Genomic DNA, 16,474 nt, shown 5'->3' on the forward strand with positions numbered 1-16,474 from the left:
ATACGCTTGTAGACTTCGGATACGTCTACAGACGTAGACTTCGCACGCGATATTCCCCTAGCCTCGAGGAATGGCTGCCGGCCCGTCTCGACCACGTAACGCTGCCGCCACCCGGGAGGCGATCCTGGACTCGGCTGTCCGTAATTTCGCCCGGGCGGGCTTCGACGGCGTCGGTGTACGCGAAATCGCCGGCGATGCCGGTGTCACCGCCATGCTGGTGAACAGATACTTCGGGTCCAAGGAGAAGTTGTTCGCCGAGGCTGTGGAGACCGCCTTCGCGCCGCCGACGATCGTCCCCGAAGGCGGTCAGTCGCCAGGCCGGGCGGCCGCCAGTGCGCTGGTCAGCCGTTCCGACCCCGGAACCGATGACCTCGCACCGTTCCTGATCATGCTGAGATCGGCATCGAATCCACGCGCGGCGGAGATCGTCCGCGACGCCATCGAGCGGCACGTCGGGCGGCGATTGGCGCGCCAGCTTCCCACCCCGGGGCGCCATGTTCGCACCGATCTGGTGCTGTCGGTGATCAGTGGGGTGCTCCTGATGCGGCGGGTGGTAGGCACTCGCGCGCTCAACGCGAAGAACACCCAGCACCTCGAGAGGCTGCTCGAGGCGGTCTTCGACACGATCAACGACACTTCCCTGAGCTGACGGCCCTGCCCAGGTTCCGTTTGTCGTTCGCCGCGGCGGGTATCTGCGAGGGGTGCTGAGGTGCTCATGGAGCAACTGACGCTTCTTCTGGCGCTCTTCGTCGCGACGGTGTTCCTGGCACCGCTGGCGACGCGCTTGAAGTTGCCGTATCCAGTTGTGTTGCTGGTCGCGGGACTGGCGGTGGCGTTCGTCCCGGGTATGCCGGCGCCGTCGATCAGTCCGGATCTGATTCTCCCGCTGGTGCTGCCGCCGTTGCTGTTCGCGGCCGCACGGCGCACGTCGTGGCGGGAATTCCTCGACAACCGCCGGGCGATCGGCCTGCTTGCTGTCGCCCTGGTCTTGGTGACGGCCTTCGCCGTCGGTGTCCTGGTGCATGCGTTGGTTCCCGGCGCCTCGCTGATGGCGGCGGTGGCGTTGGGCGCGGCCGCGGCGCCGCCGGATCCGGTGGCCGCCACGTCGGCGGTCCGCGAACTGCGTCTGCCACGTCGTTTGCGGACCACATTGGAAGGCGAGGGTCTGTCCAATGATGCGACGGCGCTGGTGCTGTACGAGGTGGCGGTCACCGGAGTGGTCACGGGTGCGTTGTCACCATGGGGCGCGGCGGGCAGCCTGACACTTTCGGTGGCGGTGGGCGTCGCCACAGGGCTGATTCTCGCTGTGGGTGTGCGCTGGTTGCTCGGAAAACTGCCCGCTCATCCGGTCGGCACCTCCCTGGTGCTGCTGATGCCGTTCGCGGCGTACGGGATTGCTGATGTGGCGCACGGCAGTGGGGTGTTGGCTGTGGTGACGCTGGCGTTGGCACTGAGTAGGCACCCTGATGCCGAGTCCGCGCAGACCCGGCTGGTCTCGGAAACCGCCTGGGACATCCTCGAATTACTGGTGACTGGGGCGGCGTTCGCGTTCGTGGGTCTCGAGTTGCGAGCGGTGGCGGCTGCCGTTCCGGGCGATCTCAGCGATCTGGTCAAACAAGCCCTGCTGGTCACCGCTGTCGTCATCGTCATCAGGTTCGTCTGGATCTTCGTCGTCGGCACCATCGATCAACGGTTACACGCGCGGTCGAACCCGGAAGCCGAGCCGGCCGGGTGGCAGGAACGCCTGATCGCCTCCTGGGCCGGGATGCGCGGCGTTGTCACCTTGGCAGCGGTGCTGGCCCTTCCGATGGACTTCCCCGAGCGGGACCGGCTGATCTTCATCGCGTTCGTGGTGATCGTGGTGACGTTGGCATTGCAGGGCACGACCTTGCCGTGGATCGTCCGCCGCCTCGGCGTTCAGGTGCCGCCCGAGGAAACGGCCGACGTGCAGCGCGAGCTGACGGCTCGGGCCCGCCGGGCCGGAATGCAGCGACTGGACGACCTCACGCGTCGCGGCGATGTCGACCAGCGGGTCGCCCGGGAAGCCGCGGACAACATGAACAAGGTGTGGCGGCGGATGGGTTTCGAGGAACCCGACGCCGCGCACAGCGACGAAGACGCCGGGTGCCGGGCACAAGCCGCCGAACTGGAAGCCGAAGTCCTGACCGCCGCCCGCGATGTCATCCTCTCGGCGCGCACCGAGCACGGGATGGACCCCACCATCGCCGACAATGTGCTGCGCAAGCTCGACGGCCATGGCACCACGCCGGAGTGACCAGAGCTCGAATTCGGCGAGATCCTGGGTGCTTGCACTGGCCAGAACATAGTCCGAAATACCCATTGACGCGTTGAGCGTCCGGCAGTGTCATGGATCAGAAGCCAGTGGGGGCGAAGTGACCAGTGCATTGAAGAAGAACCGGACCGGCCACCGGAAGGTCTTGGGGGAGTCGGCTCAGAAGGTGTTACACGTCGGCCGCGTGGGTGCCCTCGCGGTGTTCTTGGGCATCGGTACTGCCGTAGTGGGCGGTTACACCGCGACCGCCGTTTCCTGGGCGGACTCCGATTCCTCGACCAAAGAATCTGCATCTGAACGCGAAACGTCTTCGCGTTCAGATGAATCCAAGCCGCGCAACGGTGCGGGACCGGTGAAGCGCTCTTCTGCAGAAGACGACGGTGGTGAGCACTCCGGGAAGACGGTGCGTTCGGGTGCAAACCGCCCGGACGACGATACGTCGACGTCGTCCGAGAGCGCCAAGCGCCCAACGGCCTCGGAGAACCGTCGCTCAGACCGTGAGAGCAGCCGTGACCTGCCGTCGCCGAAACCGGGCACGGAGGTTGTTCTCGAGCAGGTGGATGAGGTGCCAGTTGCGCTGACCGACCCAGCTCCAGACCCCGCACCTCTGCGCGAGGTGGTCGAATTGAGCATGCTGGCTCATGCCCGCCGGGAGGCTGTTGACCGCAATGCGCCTGCTGCGCAGCGGATCTCCGCATCGGAGGTGGCCAGTGGTGCCGTTGACGCCGCAACCATTCCACAGACGCCCACCCCGGGTTACGACATTGCCCCCGACTGGGAAGACGCCTATACAGGGCAGCCCTCGTTTGCTCATCAGGTTCTGGTCACAGGCTTGCGGGTCGTGACTGCGGTGACGGAGGCGCTGGGCATTCCCTTCAATCTCGCATCCCCGTCCTTCCAGATTCCCTTCCTCACCGACGGAACGCCGCCGACGTTCTTGATGCCGGGCACGGATGTCACGAAACGGCAGTATGTCGATGAGCCGAGCGGGGCCACGTGGGACGAGTGGGTCATCACACCGGAGGCGCCGACAGGCGAGCGGGTGATCGCCGTACACGGCGGTGGCTTCACCTCGGAGGCGAACATTTTCACCTACCTCACCTATCACCAGTTGGCGCGGGACACCGGCGCCACCGTCGTCGTGCCGGTGTATCCCGTCATCGGCAAGGGCGGCACCGCCGCGACCGTCGTCCCGGTGATGGCCAACCGCATCGCCTCGGAAGTTCGCGCGTACGGCGCCCCGAATGTGAGTGTGCTGGGTGACTCCGCCGGGGGCAGCATCTCGCTGGCGGCCCTGCAACTCCAGGCCGCGCGAATCAGGAAGGGGGAGGCGGAGTCCGACTCGATGCCCAGTCGGCTCGTGCTCCTGTCGCCGTCACTGGACAGCAACGACCCGTACACCGAGTTGCCGTTCGACGACCCGCTCCTGGACCCGGAGGTCAGCAAAAAGAACCGCGTCGCCTGGCTCGCCGGCCTCGATCCCACCGATCCGCTGGCAAGCCCGGTCTTCGGCTCCCTCGACGGTCTTCCGCCCACCACGGTGTATTCGAGTTCGTTGGACCAGATCACGTTCCAGACCCTGAGGTTGCAGCAGAAGGCCGCCGGTGACAGCAATGTCACGTTTGTCCTGCGCAAGGGCCTGATCCACGATTGGGTGGTCTTCTACTTCCTGCCGGAGGCGCAGGCCGAACTACCCGGGATCTACGACGCCCTGGGAGTGCACCCGCAATCCGTGTGACCGGGGCCAGGAAGCGCGACCGGCGGTGTGCCTGCGTTCAGGTCTTGGTGAGTGCCAGCACCGGGATGGTGCGTACCCCGGCGGTCTTCTTCTCGTACTCGGCGAAGCCCGGGTAGCGGCGGGCCTGTTCACCGTAGATGCGGTCACGGTCGCTACCGGTGATCTCGGTGACGGCCACGGTGTGGGTGCTGGTACCGAGTTCGATCTCACCGCTGCCCGTCGCGGTGAGGTTGTGGTACCAGGCGGGGTGGGTGGGCGCCCCGGCCTTGGAAGCGAACACGTAGATCACGTCCGGGTTGTCGTCATCCGGCAGGTACATCATCGGCGTGACGGTCTGTTTACCCGTCTTGCGGCCCGTGTGGTGCACCAGGACCATCGGGGCACCCTCGAAGTTCCCGCCGACGCGTCCGCCATTGGCCCGGAACTCGTTGATTATCTGCGTGTTCCAGTCGTCCGGTGCGCTCATGGTGGTGACACTCCCGTCTGCGTGGTGGTGGTACGGCCATGCTGACCCTACGACGGCGCGCCCTCCTTCGAGGCGAAGTGCGGGCGGCTCGTGGGCAGGGGTTGTTCTGCGGCATCACCGGAGCAAGTGCCACGATGCGTTGATGGCTGTGACATCGGAGAGCGGTCGCCGGGGCCGCCCCCGCGACCCGGAGATCGAGAACCGCGTCTATGACGCGGCGGCTGCGCTGTATTCGCAGGCAGGCTGGAATGGCTTCCGGGTCGATGCGCTGGCCCGTCAGTCCGGGGTCGGCAAGGCCGCCATCTACCGGCGCTGGCCGACCCGGGTGCACTTGCTGGCGCAGGTCCTGGTGGCACGCTCGCTGTACTTCGAGGACATCAACACCGGTGACACGCGGCGAGACCTCGAGGCGATGGCGGACCTGTACATCGCGCACTTGACCGGCCCGTACGGCAATCTGCTGCATCAGGTGCTCGTCGACCGGTTGCATCACCCCGAGGTCCGCGAGGCCTCGGATGACTACTACCGCACCCTCGTCCTGGCAGGCCGGCGGATCGGCCGGCGCGCGCTGAAACGCGGTGACGTTCCGTCCACCGCCGCCGCGACGTTGATGATCGACATGGTGATCGGCGGTATCCAGAACCACATCGTCACGACGCCGCGGGAGCTACGGGCCCAGATGCGTTCGCGGCTACCACAATTCCGCGACCACCTGGTCCGCGCGGCAATGGCCGGTGCCGCCACCCCGCTGCAGTGACGACCGGCTTCCGCGGATATCAGCCGGATTCCGTCTGTTAATCTCGTGTCGAGCCATCCGAGGAGAAGATCATGACGGCTGCTCTGGACGCAGAACTGCATGCACTGCGGGTGACGACGCGCGAGCTGCTGGCCAAGCACTGCTCAGAGGCGCAGGTCCGCGCCGCCATGGCCACCGACACCGGACACGACCGCGAGCTGTGGCGGCATCTGGCCGAGATGGGACTACCGGGCCTGCTGATTGATGAGCAGTTCGGCGGTGGCGGCGCGGGGCACGTCGCCATGGGTGTGGTCATGGAGGAGATGGGTGCTGCCCTGATGGGCGGCCCCTTCCTGGCCACCGCCGTGCTGAGCACCCACGTGCTGAACTGCAGCACCGACGACCGGGAGCGGCAGTCCGTGTTGCCCGGCATCGCCTCAGGGGAGGTGATCGCGACCGTTGCGTTCGCCGAGACCGTCCTACCGGCATCCGCCCGGCCCAACTGCATCGGCACCAGAGCGGTCCGCACCGGTGACCCCGGCTGGCAGCTGACGGGTCAGAAGTCCTATGTGCTGGACGCAGGTAGTGCCGACGTCATCTACGTGCTGGCGCAAAGCCCGGACGGGCCAGGGGTTTTCCGAGTCGACGCAGACGCACCCGGACTGACGGTGACGCCGCTGCAGACAGTCGACCAAACCCGGCGACAGTATTCGATCGTTCTCGAAGACACTCCCGCTCGGTCGGTGGGGGCGCCGGGAACAGGGACCTCGGTCCTGGCTGCGGCCCTGGATCTGACAGCGGTGGCGCTGATCAGCGAACAGGCCGGCGGCACGCGCCGGGCCATGCAATTGGCCGTCGACCACGCCAGGACCCGCTTCCAGTTCGGCCGGGCGATCGGCAGTTTCCAAGCCGTCAAGCACATGTGTGCGGACATGCTGTTGGAAGCCGAATCGGCGATATCCGCAGCCCGGCACGTCGCCGAGTCGTTCGACCGGCAGCGCCCGGGCGCGGGTGCGGATCTTGCTCTGGCACAGGCGTACTGCGCCGAGGCATACCTCAGCGTTGCCGCCACGGGCATTCAGGTGCACGGCGGGATCGGGTTCACCTGGGAGCATCCCGCACATCTGTACCTGCGCCGCGCGCGCACCGATGCCCAACTGCTGGGCGATCCGGCGCTGCACCGTGAAACCTATCTGCAGCGAAGCAGCACAGGAGGCCCGCATGTCCGACCCTGATACCTCTGGCGTGATCGCCGAGGTACGTGCCTGGCTGCAGCAGAACTGGGACCCCGCGCTCGACAGGGCCGACTGGCTGGACCGGGTGGTCACGGCGGGCTGGGCTGCTCCGAGCTGGGAACCGAGGTGGTTCGGCCGCGGACTCGGTCAGGACGAATCACGCGCCGTACGAGCCGAGTTCGAGAGAGTGGGCGCACCGGGATCGGGACAGGACCGGATGAACCTGTGGGCGGCCACCGTGCACGCGGCGGGATCCGAGGATCTGAAAACCCGGCTGTTGGGTGGTTTCCTACGTGGACAGCTGCGCGGGTGCCTGCTCTACAGCGAGCCCGGCGCGGGTTCGGACCTGGCCGGGTTGCGCACCCGCGCTGTGCGCGACGGCGACCAGTGGATTGTCAACGGCCAGAAGGTCTGGACCTCATTTGCGCAGAAGGCCGACTACGGCATGCTGGTTGCCCGAACCGATGTCGATGTACCCAAACATCGCGGACTGACCTTCTTCCTGTTGCCGATGAAACAACCCGGTGTGACCGTGCATCCGATACACCAGATCACCGGTGAGTCCGAGTTCAACGAAGTTTTCCTCGACAACGCCAGAGTCGCCGACAGCGACCGCATCGGCGATGTCAATGCGGGGTGGGCGACGCTGCAACTCGCCTTGGGCCTGGAGCGCGCGATCATGGGCGGCTCGGCCCGCACCGACCGCGGCAGGGCGACCACCGAAGACGACGTACGCAAGGTGAGCCTTCGCGATCTGGCAATCCGGTTGGGCCGCTTCGACGATCCGGTTCTGCGCCAGGCGATCGCCCGTATCGAAGCGCTGCAGGCGGTCAATCGCTGGAACCTCGCCCGGTCGAAGTCGACCGCCAGCCAAGCCGAGCGCCTGTCGGTGCTGTCACTCAGCAAGATCGCGATGTCACGCATCCTGCATGAATCAGCACGGGTGTACACCGACCTGGCAGGTCCGGAATCCATGCTGGAAGGCCCCGAGCACCCACTGGGCGACGCCACCACCTTCCGCGCTCTCAACGCCTACTTCACCTCGATCGGCGGGGGCACCGACCAGATCCAGCGCAACATCATCGGCGAGAAGGTGCTCGGTCTGCCCAGGGAGCCCGATCCCTACCATGACCGGCCGTTCCGGGAACTGCCGCACGATCAAGGCTGACGGAGGGCCCGAAGGAGGGTTGTCACCTCTACACCACCCGCGACGCCTGGTACTGGGCCACCTGCCACCGGCCGCCAACCCGGGTGAGCACCACGCCGATGGCCAGCTCCACTGCGGGCCGGTCCGGGTAACTGAACGTCGCGGCCAGATAACCGAATACGACATCATCTGCCGGACTACGGCTTTCGAGGACCCGGTAGGCGACCGTCATCCCGTCGGGTTGAGAACCGTAGTACTGGGCGACCGCGTGTCTGCCCACGCCGTAGGGGCGCAGGCCTTGGAACACCACGTCCTCGGTGAACGCGGCGGCCACCCGGCCGGGATCGTGGGTGTCGATCCCGGCCTTCCACTCGTCCAGGACGCTGACGAGGATCTCCGCGGCGGACATGTCAATGCCCCGCGCTCTGGCCGCCGTCGACGTGCAGGATCTCGCCGGTCACGAACGGCGCGTTCTCCAGGTAGAGCACCGCGTCGACGACATCGGCTACCTCGCCGAGGTGGCCCACCGGGTGCAGTGCCGCCAGGGCCTGGTATTCCGACGGCTGGTGCATCGGTGTCTTGATGACTCCGAGAGCCACTGCGTTGGAACGGATTCCGCGCGTGGCGTATTCGACGGCCAGCGCACGGGTCGCCGCGTTCAGACCACCCTTGGTCAACGAGGCCAGCGCCGACGGCACCGCTGAGTTGGCATGTTCGACCAGAGTGGTCGAAATGGTGACCAGGTGGCCACCCCGGGGATCGGGTCCCTGCTCGAGCATCCGGGCCACAGCGGCACGGGAGAGCTCGAAGAACCCACGGAGGTTCACTCCGGTGATGGCGTCATAGTCGTCGTCGCTGTAGTCGACAAACGGTTTGGCGATGAAGATGCCCGCATTGTTGACCAGGGTGTCGATCCGCCCGAAGCGTTCGATCGCCGCGTCGACGATCCGCCCGCCGACACCGGGTTGCCCGATGTCACCCGGTACGGCCAGGACCATCGGGTCGTCAGCGGCCGCGATGGTGCGGGAGTTCGCCACGACGGCGTAGCCGAGCTTGCGGTAGCCGGCCACCAGACCGGCGCCGATTCCTTGTGAGGCGCCGGTGATGAGTGCGACGCGGGGTGCAGATGTCATGTCCGTGTTCCTTTCAGTTGGTGTTGCACCGCAGAACGCGCCGTCAGCCGGCCGGCAATCCCCGGCCCAGGGACCAATCACCTCGCTACTGGTAGGCACAAGCTCCTACTGCACTACGCTGACCGGTGTGGAGCTGCGACAGCTGCGCTACTTCGTCACGGTGGCCGACGAGCTGAACTTCGGGCGCGCGGCCGAACGGCTGCGCATCGCGGGACCGTCACTCTCACAACAGATCAAGGCGCTCGAGCGCGACCTCAAGGTGCAGCTGTTCGACCGCGACCGGCGCTCGGTGGCGCTGACGGCCGCCGGCTCGGCGCTGCTGCCGCGGGCGCGGGCCCTCATCGGCCAGGCCGACGAGCTGCGGCGCCAGGCCCAGGGTCTGGCGACGTCGGAGCCCGTCCGCATCGGGTGCGTACAGTGGTGCCCCACGGACTGGGCCGAGCGGGCCGCGGGTGTGGCGCAGTTGCGGGTGGACACCTGGGTCATGCCCTCGCATGCCCAAGCCGCCCGCGTCGCGGACGGCAGCCTGGACCTCGCGATCTGCTGGGTCGAGCATGCGGACCTGCAGGCCTTGGCACTCGAGGCGCGACTGGCCGGCGCCGACCGGCTCTACGCGCTGAGTGCCGGGCCGGATTCTTCACCCGTTGACGCACGGGATCTGACGGTGTTGGTGGATTCCGACCAGTCGAGCTGGTCGTCGTGGAACAGATTCGCCGAGCAGTTCGCCGCGGCATCGGGTGCGCAGGTGGTTCGGGTCGAGGACGGGGGAGTGACGGGCTCGACCTTCTTCGACCACGTCCGGCGCCTCCGACGTCCGCTACTCAACAACCCCAAGGGCCAGAACGACGCAACGCCGCCGGACCTGACCCGGCGGCCGGTGCAGCACCCGAGCCCGATGTGGACGTGGTCCCTGGTGTGGCGCCAAGGTGAGCCGAACCCCTTGGTACATGCCGTGATCGAGGCCTTCACGGCGGGTGTCGACGTACCGGGACTGACCGAACCCGGAGTGTGGCTGCCTGCGGGCGACCCGCACCGCTGAGTTGCGGGCACGATGAGGCCGCGCCATCGCGAGCATGGCGACCAGCATCATCACGGTTTGCCTGCAGCGCAACCACTTCGATTCATCTGCAGTCATTCGCGCGCCGGTGATGACATTTCCCTAAGAGTCTGGCGGGATGGTGGACCTGGTGCGCCTCGAGGGGGATGCTCGGCGTGGACGCAGACTGCGAGAAGGGTGCAGTTGTGGATGATCTCAGCTTCGACAGTACCGATCTGTCCGAGACCCAGGACTTCCTCGTCAAGGCATACACCCGGCTGAAGATCGGCGGGCACCACCCGGCGCCGCAAACGCGGATACGACGGCACTGGATGGGACCGGTGAATGTCGACGAACTCGATTTCAACTTCGACATGGATTTCTACGTCGAGCCGCTGGGGCGGATCTGCGTGTGCCGAATCCATTCCGGAAGCCTCGACACCCGCTTCGACCGGGTCGAGGACGTCTTGACCCCGGGTGACATCGCCTTGCTGGCCCCGCCGGACAGCCCCTACAGCGGACAACTGCACCACACCCGCTACGACGCCACCATGCTCGAGCCCGGGCAACTCGACCGCATCGCAGCTCCGTCGGCGGGGCCGGTCGAGCGCTCGGTGCGACTGACCAGCCACCGACCCCTCTCACCCGAAGCGGGGACGCGCCTGAGCGCCTTCATCGACTATCTCCGCAAGCACGCCCTCGCCGGCGCCGGCGTCGACGAGTTCGGGCTGGTCGCCGACACGGGCGCGCAGATGCTGGCGAGCCTGGTCCTGGCTGCATTCCCCAGCACCGCTCAGACCGAACCAAGCCACTGCGACCGCCACGACGCCTCCACCGCCGCCCTGCGCCGGGCCATCACCTTCGTCGACGACAACGCCCACCTGCCGATGTCGTTGGCCGATATCGCTGCTCATGTGCACATGACCCCACGCGGTGTGCAGTACCTGTTCCGGCGCCACCTCGACTGCACCCCCATGCAGTACCTGCGCAAAGTGCGCCTCGATCACGCCCACCGGGATCTGCAGCGGGCCAGCCCCGAGGGGTGCACCGTCGCCGAGATAGCCAACCGGTGGGGTTTTGCGCACCAGAGTCGCTTTGCCCACTACTACCGGCTGACCTACGGCATGTCGCCACGCCGCACCTTGAACGGCGGCGCGCTCAGGACGTGAGCCTGCGGGTCCGACGGAAGCGACGATGCCGGTCTGTAATGCTGATGAGGTGCGGCCGGATGGGGGAGAACCGATCGGCGGCGCTGCAGCACGAGGAGCCGACGCCCTACTGATCGGGGTCCTCGCGTTCGTCGTGAGTGTGGTGGGGGTGGGGCGCCCGTCGCTGTGGGTCGACGAGGCGGCAACCGTGACCGCCTCCAGCCGCCCGCTGGCCGAACTCTGGGCGCTGGTGCAGCACGTCGATGCCGTGCACGCCCTGTACTACCTGACGATGCACGGCTGGTTGTTGCTGACGCCGCCGGGTGAGGCGTGGTTGCGGTTGCCCAGCGCGGTGATGGTGGGCGCGGCAGCCGCCGGGGTGGTGGTGCTGGGCAGGCAACTCTCCGGTCGGTCCGTAAGTATCTGCGCCGGTGTGGTTTTCGTGTTGTTGCCGCGCACCACCTGGGCGGGTGTCGAAGCCCGGCCCTATGCCCTCACCATGGCATGTGCGGTGTGGTTGACGGTGCTGCTCGTCGCCGCGGTCCGCGGCCGCGCCAGAGGGCTCTGGGTTGCTTACGGTCTGGCACTCGCGTTGTCCATCATCGCCAATGTGGTGGTGGTGCTGTTGCTGGTGGCGCACGCCGTTGCGGTGGCGGGAATGGCGCCGCCGCGCCGGACGCTGCTCGCGTGGGTGGCCTCCACGGCCGCGGCGGTGCTGGCCGTCGTGCCCCTGATGATCGCGCTGCTACCTCAGCAGTCGCAGGTCAGCTGGATCTGGCCGATCAGCGCAGCGACGGCCGGGCAGATCTTCGCCGAGCAGTACTTCCCCTCGGTGTACTCGGACAGAGTGCGCGCGGTGGGCCCTGACCAGCGTGCGTTCACCGCCGAGCAGCTGGCGGTGGCCATGCAGGCGTGGGCGCGGGTGGTTCCCTTGATCAGCGTCATCGTCATCCTCGCTGCGCTGGCGGTGTGGAAGCGACGCCGTGCGGCGGATATCGGCCCGGATCCGCGGCTTCTGGTGAAGGTGTCAGCGGCCTGGATTGTGCTGCCCACTGCGGTGCTCGTCGGATACTCGGTGGTGGTGCGGCCGATCTATCAGCCCCACTATCTGGCGTTCACCACCCCGGCCGCGGCACTGCTGATCGGGCTCTGTGTCGTGGTGGTGGGCCGCGACGGTTGGCGCGTCGGTGCGCTTCTCGTGCTGATCGGGGTGGCGGCGGTGCCGAACTACCTTGCCCAGCGCTCACCGTTCGCCAAGTACGGATCGGACTACAGCCAGGTTGCCGACCTGCTGGCGGAGCGTGCCGCCCCCGGCGACTGCCTGCTGCTCGACGGCGCCATGAGTGCGTCGGCGGCCGATGGCATCGACGGCACCCGGCTGCAGCACCGCGATGGCCTGGTCGACGTCGGGTCGAAAAAGGAGGCCACAGACAATGATTCGCTGTTCAGCTCGAGACTTCCGGCCGATGATCAGGTGAACGCGCTGCGCAGCTGCTCGGTGGTGTGGATTGTCACCGACTACCACAGGGAGCCGCCGCAACTCGGTCTTCGAGTCGTCCACGAATGGCGGTTCAACCAGAGCCAGGTGGTTCAGGCGGTCCGCGCGCAGTGAGGGTGCAGGACTTCGCGCGGTGGGCTCTCCATGTGCCCCGACGCGTGTTGGTCGTCGCCGCCCTGGCGGCGGTGGCCGCCGCAGTCCTCGGTGTGCCCGTCGTCGCGCATCTGACCGCAGGTGGTTTCCAGGACCCGGCGGCGGAATCCGCGCGCGCCAATCACCTCCTGTCAGAGGTCTTCGGCAAAGGCGATGTGCAGCTGGTACTGGTCGTCAGCCATGGCGATGGACCTCGAAGCGTCGACGCCCAATCCGCGGGGCGACGGATGGTGGAACTGATCGAGGACAGCCAGAACGTCATCGGCGTGATCTCCCCGTGGACCTCGCCGCCACCCGTGGCCGACGCTCTCTACAGCGCCGACGGCCGGACCGGACTGATCGTCGCCGACCTGCGCGGGGGTGAGAGCCGAGCGCCCGGATACGGGCAGGGTCTCGTCGAGGCCGTCAACGCCGACGTGCTGCCTGACTTTCCCGAGGTGACGGTTCAGGCCGGGGGATCGGCAATGGTGTTCGCCCAGATCACCGACCAGACGTTGCACGACGTGCTGATCATGGAATCCATCGCCGTGCCGCTCAGCCTGCTGGTGCTGGTGTGGGTATTCGGCGGATTGCTCGCGGCGACGTTGCCGGTGGTGGTGGCCGCCGCCGCGATAGCGGGTTCGTTGGCGGTACTGCGTGGCATCACCGTGTTTGCCGATGTGTCCATCTTCGCGCTGAATCTGACCACCGCATTGGGATTCGCGTTGGCAGTCGACTACACCCTGCTGATCCTCAGTCGCTATCGCGACGAAATCGCCGGCGGCGCCGATCGTGACCAGGCGGTGCGGACCACGATGGGTACGGCGGGACGCACCATCGTGTTCTCGGCGCTGATCGTCACCCTGTCGATGGCAACGATGGTGGTGTTCCCCATACCGTTTCTGCGGTCGTTCGCCTACGCCGGCGTCGCGACGGTGATGTTGTGCGCGCTGGCGGCATTGGTGCTGACGCCGGCGCTGATCGTTGTCCTGGGCGCCCGCATCGGCACCCCGCGGGGCCGCCACCGCGGCCGGCGCCCCGAGCAGAATTTCTGGCACCGGAGCACCGCGTTCGTCATCCGCCATGCGGGGGTCCTGGGCCTGGCGGGCGCCGCGCTTCTCGTTGTTGCAGGCCTGCCGTTCCTGAGCGCCAACTGGGGCAATCCCGACGACCGTGTGCTGCCTGCCTCGGCGTCCGCACACCAGGTGGGTGACGTGCTGCGGGCGCAGTTCCCCGGCCAGTCGGGGACCGAGAGCGTCGCCGTCGTGGCGGATGCGCGGGGACTGACTCCGGCGGAGTGGGAGCGCTACGCGGCCGCGGCGTCGCGGGTGCCCGGGGTCGTGGCGGTGTATGCGCCCACCGGGACGTTCGCGCAAGGGCGCCAGGTCGGTCCTCGGGCCGGTGGCACCGACGTCCGGGACGGCAGTGCCTACCTGACGGTGGCCGGTTCGGCGCCGCTGTTCTCGGAGGCGTCGGAGACGCAATTGGACACTCTGCGCGCGCTGACCGGCCCCGGGGGGCGTGACGTCGCCATCACGGGTGCGGCCGCGACCAACCGTGACAGCGTGCTAGCCATCGCCTCACGGTTGCCCTTGGTGCTGGCCCTCATGGCGGTGGTGATCTTCGTGGTGCTGTTCGTGCTCACGGGCAGCGTTGTCCTGCCCCTGAAAGCGCTTGTCTTGAACACCCTTTCGCTGACCGCGGCTTTCGGTGCCCTGGTCTGGGTCTTCCAGGAGGGCCACCTCGGCGCGTTCGGGACGACACCCACCGGCACATTGGTGGCCACCATTCCGGTCTTGTTGTTCGGCATCGCGTTCGGGCTGTCCATGGATTACGAGGTGTTCCTGTTGGCCCGTATCCGCGAGTTCTGGTCGAAAAGTGCCGGCGCGGTCGCCGATCAAGACCGCAGCGTGATCCTCGGTCTGGCCTACACGGGACGGGTTGTCACCGCGGCGGCGCTGATCATGGCGATCTCCTTCGCCGGCCTGATCGCCGCCCAGGTGTCGTTCATGCGGATGTTCGGGGTGGGCCTGGTGTTGGCGGTCCTGGTCGACGCCACGTTGGTGCGGATGGTGCTGCTGCCGGCATTCATGCATCTGCTGGGCAGGTGGAACTGGTGGTCACCGAGGCCGTTGCGGCGGTTTGCCCGCCCGGAATGAGTTTGGGCCGCCCGTCGCGGAGAACTCTGTAGAGCCCTGAACCGATCCGATCCGGCACGGGTTCCGAATGCTCATTGACGGAGTCGACAAAGACGAGGAGTCGGGGTGTGAGGATCAGTGAGCAGGTCGACGTGCAGCCGGGTGAGCCGAGGCTGCGCCCATGATGAGCTCCGAACTGGACGCGGCGGGTATCCGGGCACCCGACCTGCGTGAGGCCTATCAGTACTGCCGCACCCTCAACGCCCAGCACGGCAAGACGTTCTTCCTGGCCACCCGGCTGCTGGCGCCGGAACAGCGTCCTGCGGTGCACGCCCTGTACGGGTTCGCCCGAAGCGCCGACGACATCCTCGACGATTTCGACAGCGATCTCGACACGGCCCAACGCGGCCAGCAGCTGCAACACCTGTCCAACCGGCTGGGCGCTGTCCTGGCGGGCGGAGCCCTCGGCGCCGACGATCTGGCGCTGGCCGCCGTCGCACATACCGCGCATACCTACGACATCGGCTGGGAGCTGTTCGACGACTTCCTGACGTCGATGCGGATGGATCTGACGGTGACCGACTATCCGGACCGGGCCGCGCTGGAGCGGTACATGTACGGATCGGCAGAGGTGATCGGCTTGCAGCTGTTGCCGGTGCTGGGCAGCGTGGGTCCCCGCGAAGACGCCGCGCCGTACGCCGCGGCGCTCGGCAAGGCCTTCCAGCTGACCAACTTCCTGCGCGACGTCGACGAAGACCTGCGCCGGGGGCGGGTGTACCTGCCCGCCGACGAGTTGGCTGCCCACGGCGTCGACCGGGAACTCCTGACGTGGTGTCAGCGGCACCAGCGCACCGACCGCCGCGTCCGCGCCGCGCTGGCCGACCAGCACGCGATCACCCGGGCGGTTTACGCCCAGGCCCGTCCCGGCATCAACACCCTGGCGCCGCGTTCACGCGCGTGTGTCTCGGCGGCGTTGACCCTGTACTCCGACATCCTGGCCCGGATCGAAGCGATCGACTTCGAGATCTTCGGTCGCCGGGCGCGGGTGGGACGGCGCCGGCGTGTGGCGGTGGCCGCCGTGGGTTTCGGTAAGGCGTGGGCAGCCCGGCTCCGGCGCGAGGCGGGGTGACTCGATGACGCTTGTCGGCCTCGGGCGCTCACCGGCGGCGCCCCGCCCCTGCCTTGTCGAGCAGCGGAACCTGCAGTGCCGCCCACGGGCTGATGGCCCAGCCCAGGGCGGCCGCGGTGCACAGCTCTTCCCACGGCACCCAGGCGTGGTCCATCACCTCGGCGGCGGCCGGGCGAACCGGCCCCACCGCCAGCGCAGTGAACACCGGGCAGACCTCGTTCTCCACCACGCCATCGGCTGCCACCGCGTAGTACCTGAAGTCGGGCAGCACACAGCGCAACCGGTCGACGCCGACGCCCAGCTCCTCGCGCACCCGCCGGTGCACGGCGTCGGGCAGGGACTCGCCCGGGCCGGGGTGCCCGCAGCAGGAGTTCGTCCAGACCCCGGCGAACGCGCGCTTGTGCAGTGCCCGCCGGGTCAGCAGCACCCGCCCGGAGTCGTCGAACAGATAGCAGGAGAACGCCAGATGCAGCGGGGTCGAGCTGTGGTGCACCTCGGACTTGGGAGCCGAACCGATGTCCTGACCCTCGTCATCGAGGAGTACCACCAATTCCGGGCTGTCGGCCACGCGCATGTCCACCACCGCTCATCGAAATCCGAACGCCCCTGTGGGCAGGTATCACTGCCGTATTCGGGGCCGGCGCC

The 16,474-nt window shown here is 67.5% G+C and carries 15 protein-coding genes; 11 read left to right on the top strand and 4 right to left on the bottom strand.

What is annotated here, in order from left to right; genetic code table 11:
- The first annotated feature begins 70 nt into the window (after positions 1-70).
- From AC3A6P_RS06735 to AC3A6P_RS06745, 3 genes are all read left to right on the top strand, one after another.
- A complete protein-coding gene (locus AC3A6P_RS06735; RefSeq protein ID WP_487689924.1) occupies positions 71-649 on the top strand; it encodes a TetR/AcrR family transcriptional regulator in 579 nt (192 codons plus the stop codon).
- Positions 650-715: 66 nt separating this feature from the next.
- On the top strand, positions 716-2,275 hold the full coding sequence (locus AC3A6P_RS06740) for a cation:proton antiporter (RefSeq protein ID WP_487689927.1): 1,560 nt from the start codon (positions 716-718) through the stop codon (positions 2,273-2,275).
- 370 nt (positions 2,276-2,645) lie between these two features.
- Entirely contained in the window at positions 2,646-4,031 is a 1,386-nt protein-coding gene (locus tag AC3A6P_RS06745) for an alpha/beta hydrolase (protein ID WP_487689929.1), read from the top strand.
- A gap of 37 nt (positions 4,032-4,068) precedes the next feature.
- Here the strand turns inward: AC3A6P_RS06745 and AC3A6P_RS06750 are convergent, their stop codons facing one another.
- Positions 4,069-4,497, bottom strand: a complete 429-nt coding sequence (locus tag AC3A6P_RS06750; RefSeq protein ID WP_487689931.1) for a nitroreductase/quinone reductase family protein — start codon at positions 4,495-4,497, stop codon at positions 4,069-4,071.
- A 142-nt stretch (positions 4,498-4,639) separates the two neighbouring features.
- Between AC3A6P_RS06750 and AC3A6P_RS06755 the strand changes: the two genes are divergently transcribed.
- The 3 genes from AC3A6P_RS06755 (at position 4,640) to AC3A6P_RS06765 (ending at position 7,636) form a co-directional block, all read left to right on the top strand.
- A complete protein-coding gene (locus AC3A6P_RS06755; protein WP_487689933.1) occupies positions 4,640-5,254 on the top strand; it encodes a TetR/AcrR family transcriptional regulator in 615 nt (204 codons plus the stop codon).
- 71 nt (positions 5,255-5,325) lie between these two features.
- Positions 5,326-6,468, top strand: a complete 1,143-nt coding sequence (locus AC3A6P_RS06760) for an acyl-CoA dehydrogenase family protein (protein ID WP_487689935.1) — start codon at positions 5,326-5,328, stop codon at positions 6,466-6,468.
- Positions 6,455-7,636, top strand: coding sequence for an acyl-CoA dehydrogenase family protein (locus tag AC3A6P_RS06765; RefSeq protein ID WP_487689938.1), 1,182 nt, complete (start codon positions 6,455-6,457; stop codon positions 7,634-7,636). The genes AC3A6P_RS06760 and AC3A6P_RS06765 overlap by 14 nt, the downstream gene beginning before the upstream one ends.
- Before the next feature lie 28 nt (positions 7,637-7,664).
- Here the strand turns inward: AC3A6P_RS06765 and AC3A6P_RS06770 are convergent, their stop codons facing one another.
- Together AC3A6P_RS06770 and AC3A6P_RS06775 are read right to left on the bottom strand one after the other, a co-directional pair.
- A complete protein-coding gene (locus tag AC3A6P_RS06770) occupies positions 7,665-8,024 on the bottom strand; it encodes a Cif family virulence factor (RefSeq protein ID WP_487689940.1) in 360 nt (119 codons plus the stop codon).
- Between the two features lies 1 nt (position 8,025).
- On the bottom strand, positions 8,026-8,748 hold the full coding sequence (locus AC3A6P_RS06775) for an SDR family NAD(P)-dependent oxidoreductase (RefSeq protein WP_487689942.1): 723 nt from the start codon (positions 8,746-8,748) through the stop codon (positions 8,026-8,028).
- A 127-nt stretch (positions 8,749-8,875) separates the two neighbouring features.
- Between AC3A6P_RS06775 and AC3A6P_RS06780 the strand changes: the two genes are divergently transcribed.
- The 5 genes from AC3A6P_RS06780 (at position 8,876) to AC3A6P_RS06800 (ending at position 15,829) form a co-directional block, all read left to right on the top strand.
- Positions 8,876-9,787, top strand: a complete 912-nt coding sequence (locus AC3A6P_RS06780; RefSeq protein ID WP_487689945.1) for a LysR family transcriptional regulator — start codon at positions 8,876-8,878, stop codon at positions 9,785-9,787.
- Between the two features lie 203 nt (positions 9,788-9,990).
- The gene (locus AC3A6P_RS06785) at positions 9,991-10,953 is read left to right on the top strand and encodes a helix-turn-helix transcriptional regulator (RefSeq protein ID WP_487689948.1); all 963 of its coding nucleotides are present in this window, start codon (positions 9,991-9,993) and stop codon (positions 10,951-10,953) included.
- 25 nt (positions 10,954-10,978) lie between these two features.
- Positions 10,979-12,544: a glycosyltransferase family 39 protein gene (locus tag AC3A6P_RS06790; RefSeq protein WP_487689951.1), complete on the top strand. Its 1,566-nt coding sequence runs from the start codon at positions 10,979-10,981 to the stop codon at positions 12,542-12,544.
- The gene (locus tag AC3A6P_RS06795; protein ID WP_487689954.1) at positions 12,496-14,721 is read left to right on the top strand and encodes an MMPL family transporter; all 2,226 of its coding nucleotides are present in this window, start codon (positions 12,496-12,498) and stop codon (positions 14,719-14,721) included. The genes AC3A6P_RS06790 and AC3A6P_RS06795 overlap by 49 nt, the downstream gene beginning before the upstream one ends.
- 160 nt (positions 14,722-14,881) lie before the next feature.
- Entirely contained in the window at positions 14,882-15,829 is a 948-nt protein-coding gene (locus AC3A6P_RS06800) for a phytoene/squalene synthase family protein (RefSeq protein ID WP_487689957.1), read from the top strand.
- Between the two features lie 28 nt (positions 15,830-15,857).
- Here the strand turns inward: AC3A6P_RS06800 and idi are convergent, their stop codons facing one another.
- Positions 15,858-16,403 (bottom strand): isopentenyl-diphosphate Delta-isomerase, encoded by a 546-nt coding sequence (gene idi, locus AC3A6P_RS06805; protein ID WP_487689960.1) that lies wholly within the window; start codon positions 16,401-16,403, stop codon positions 15,858-15,860.
- Positions 16,404-16,474: the final 71 nt, after the last annotated feature.

The sequence above is a fragment of the Mycobacterium sp. Soil_C_30 genome, assembly GCF_057656995.1.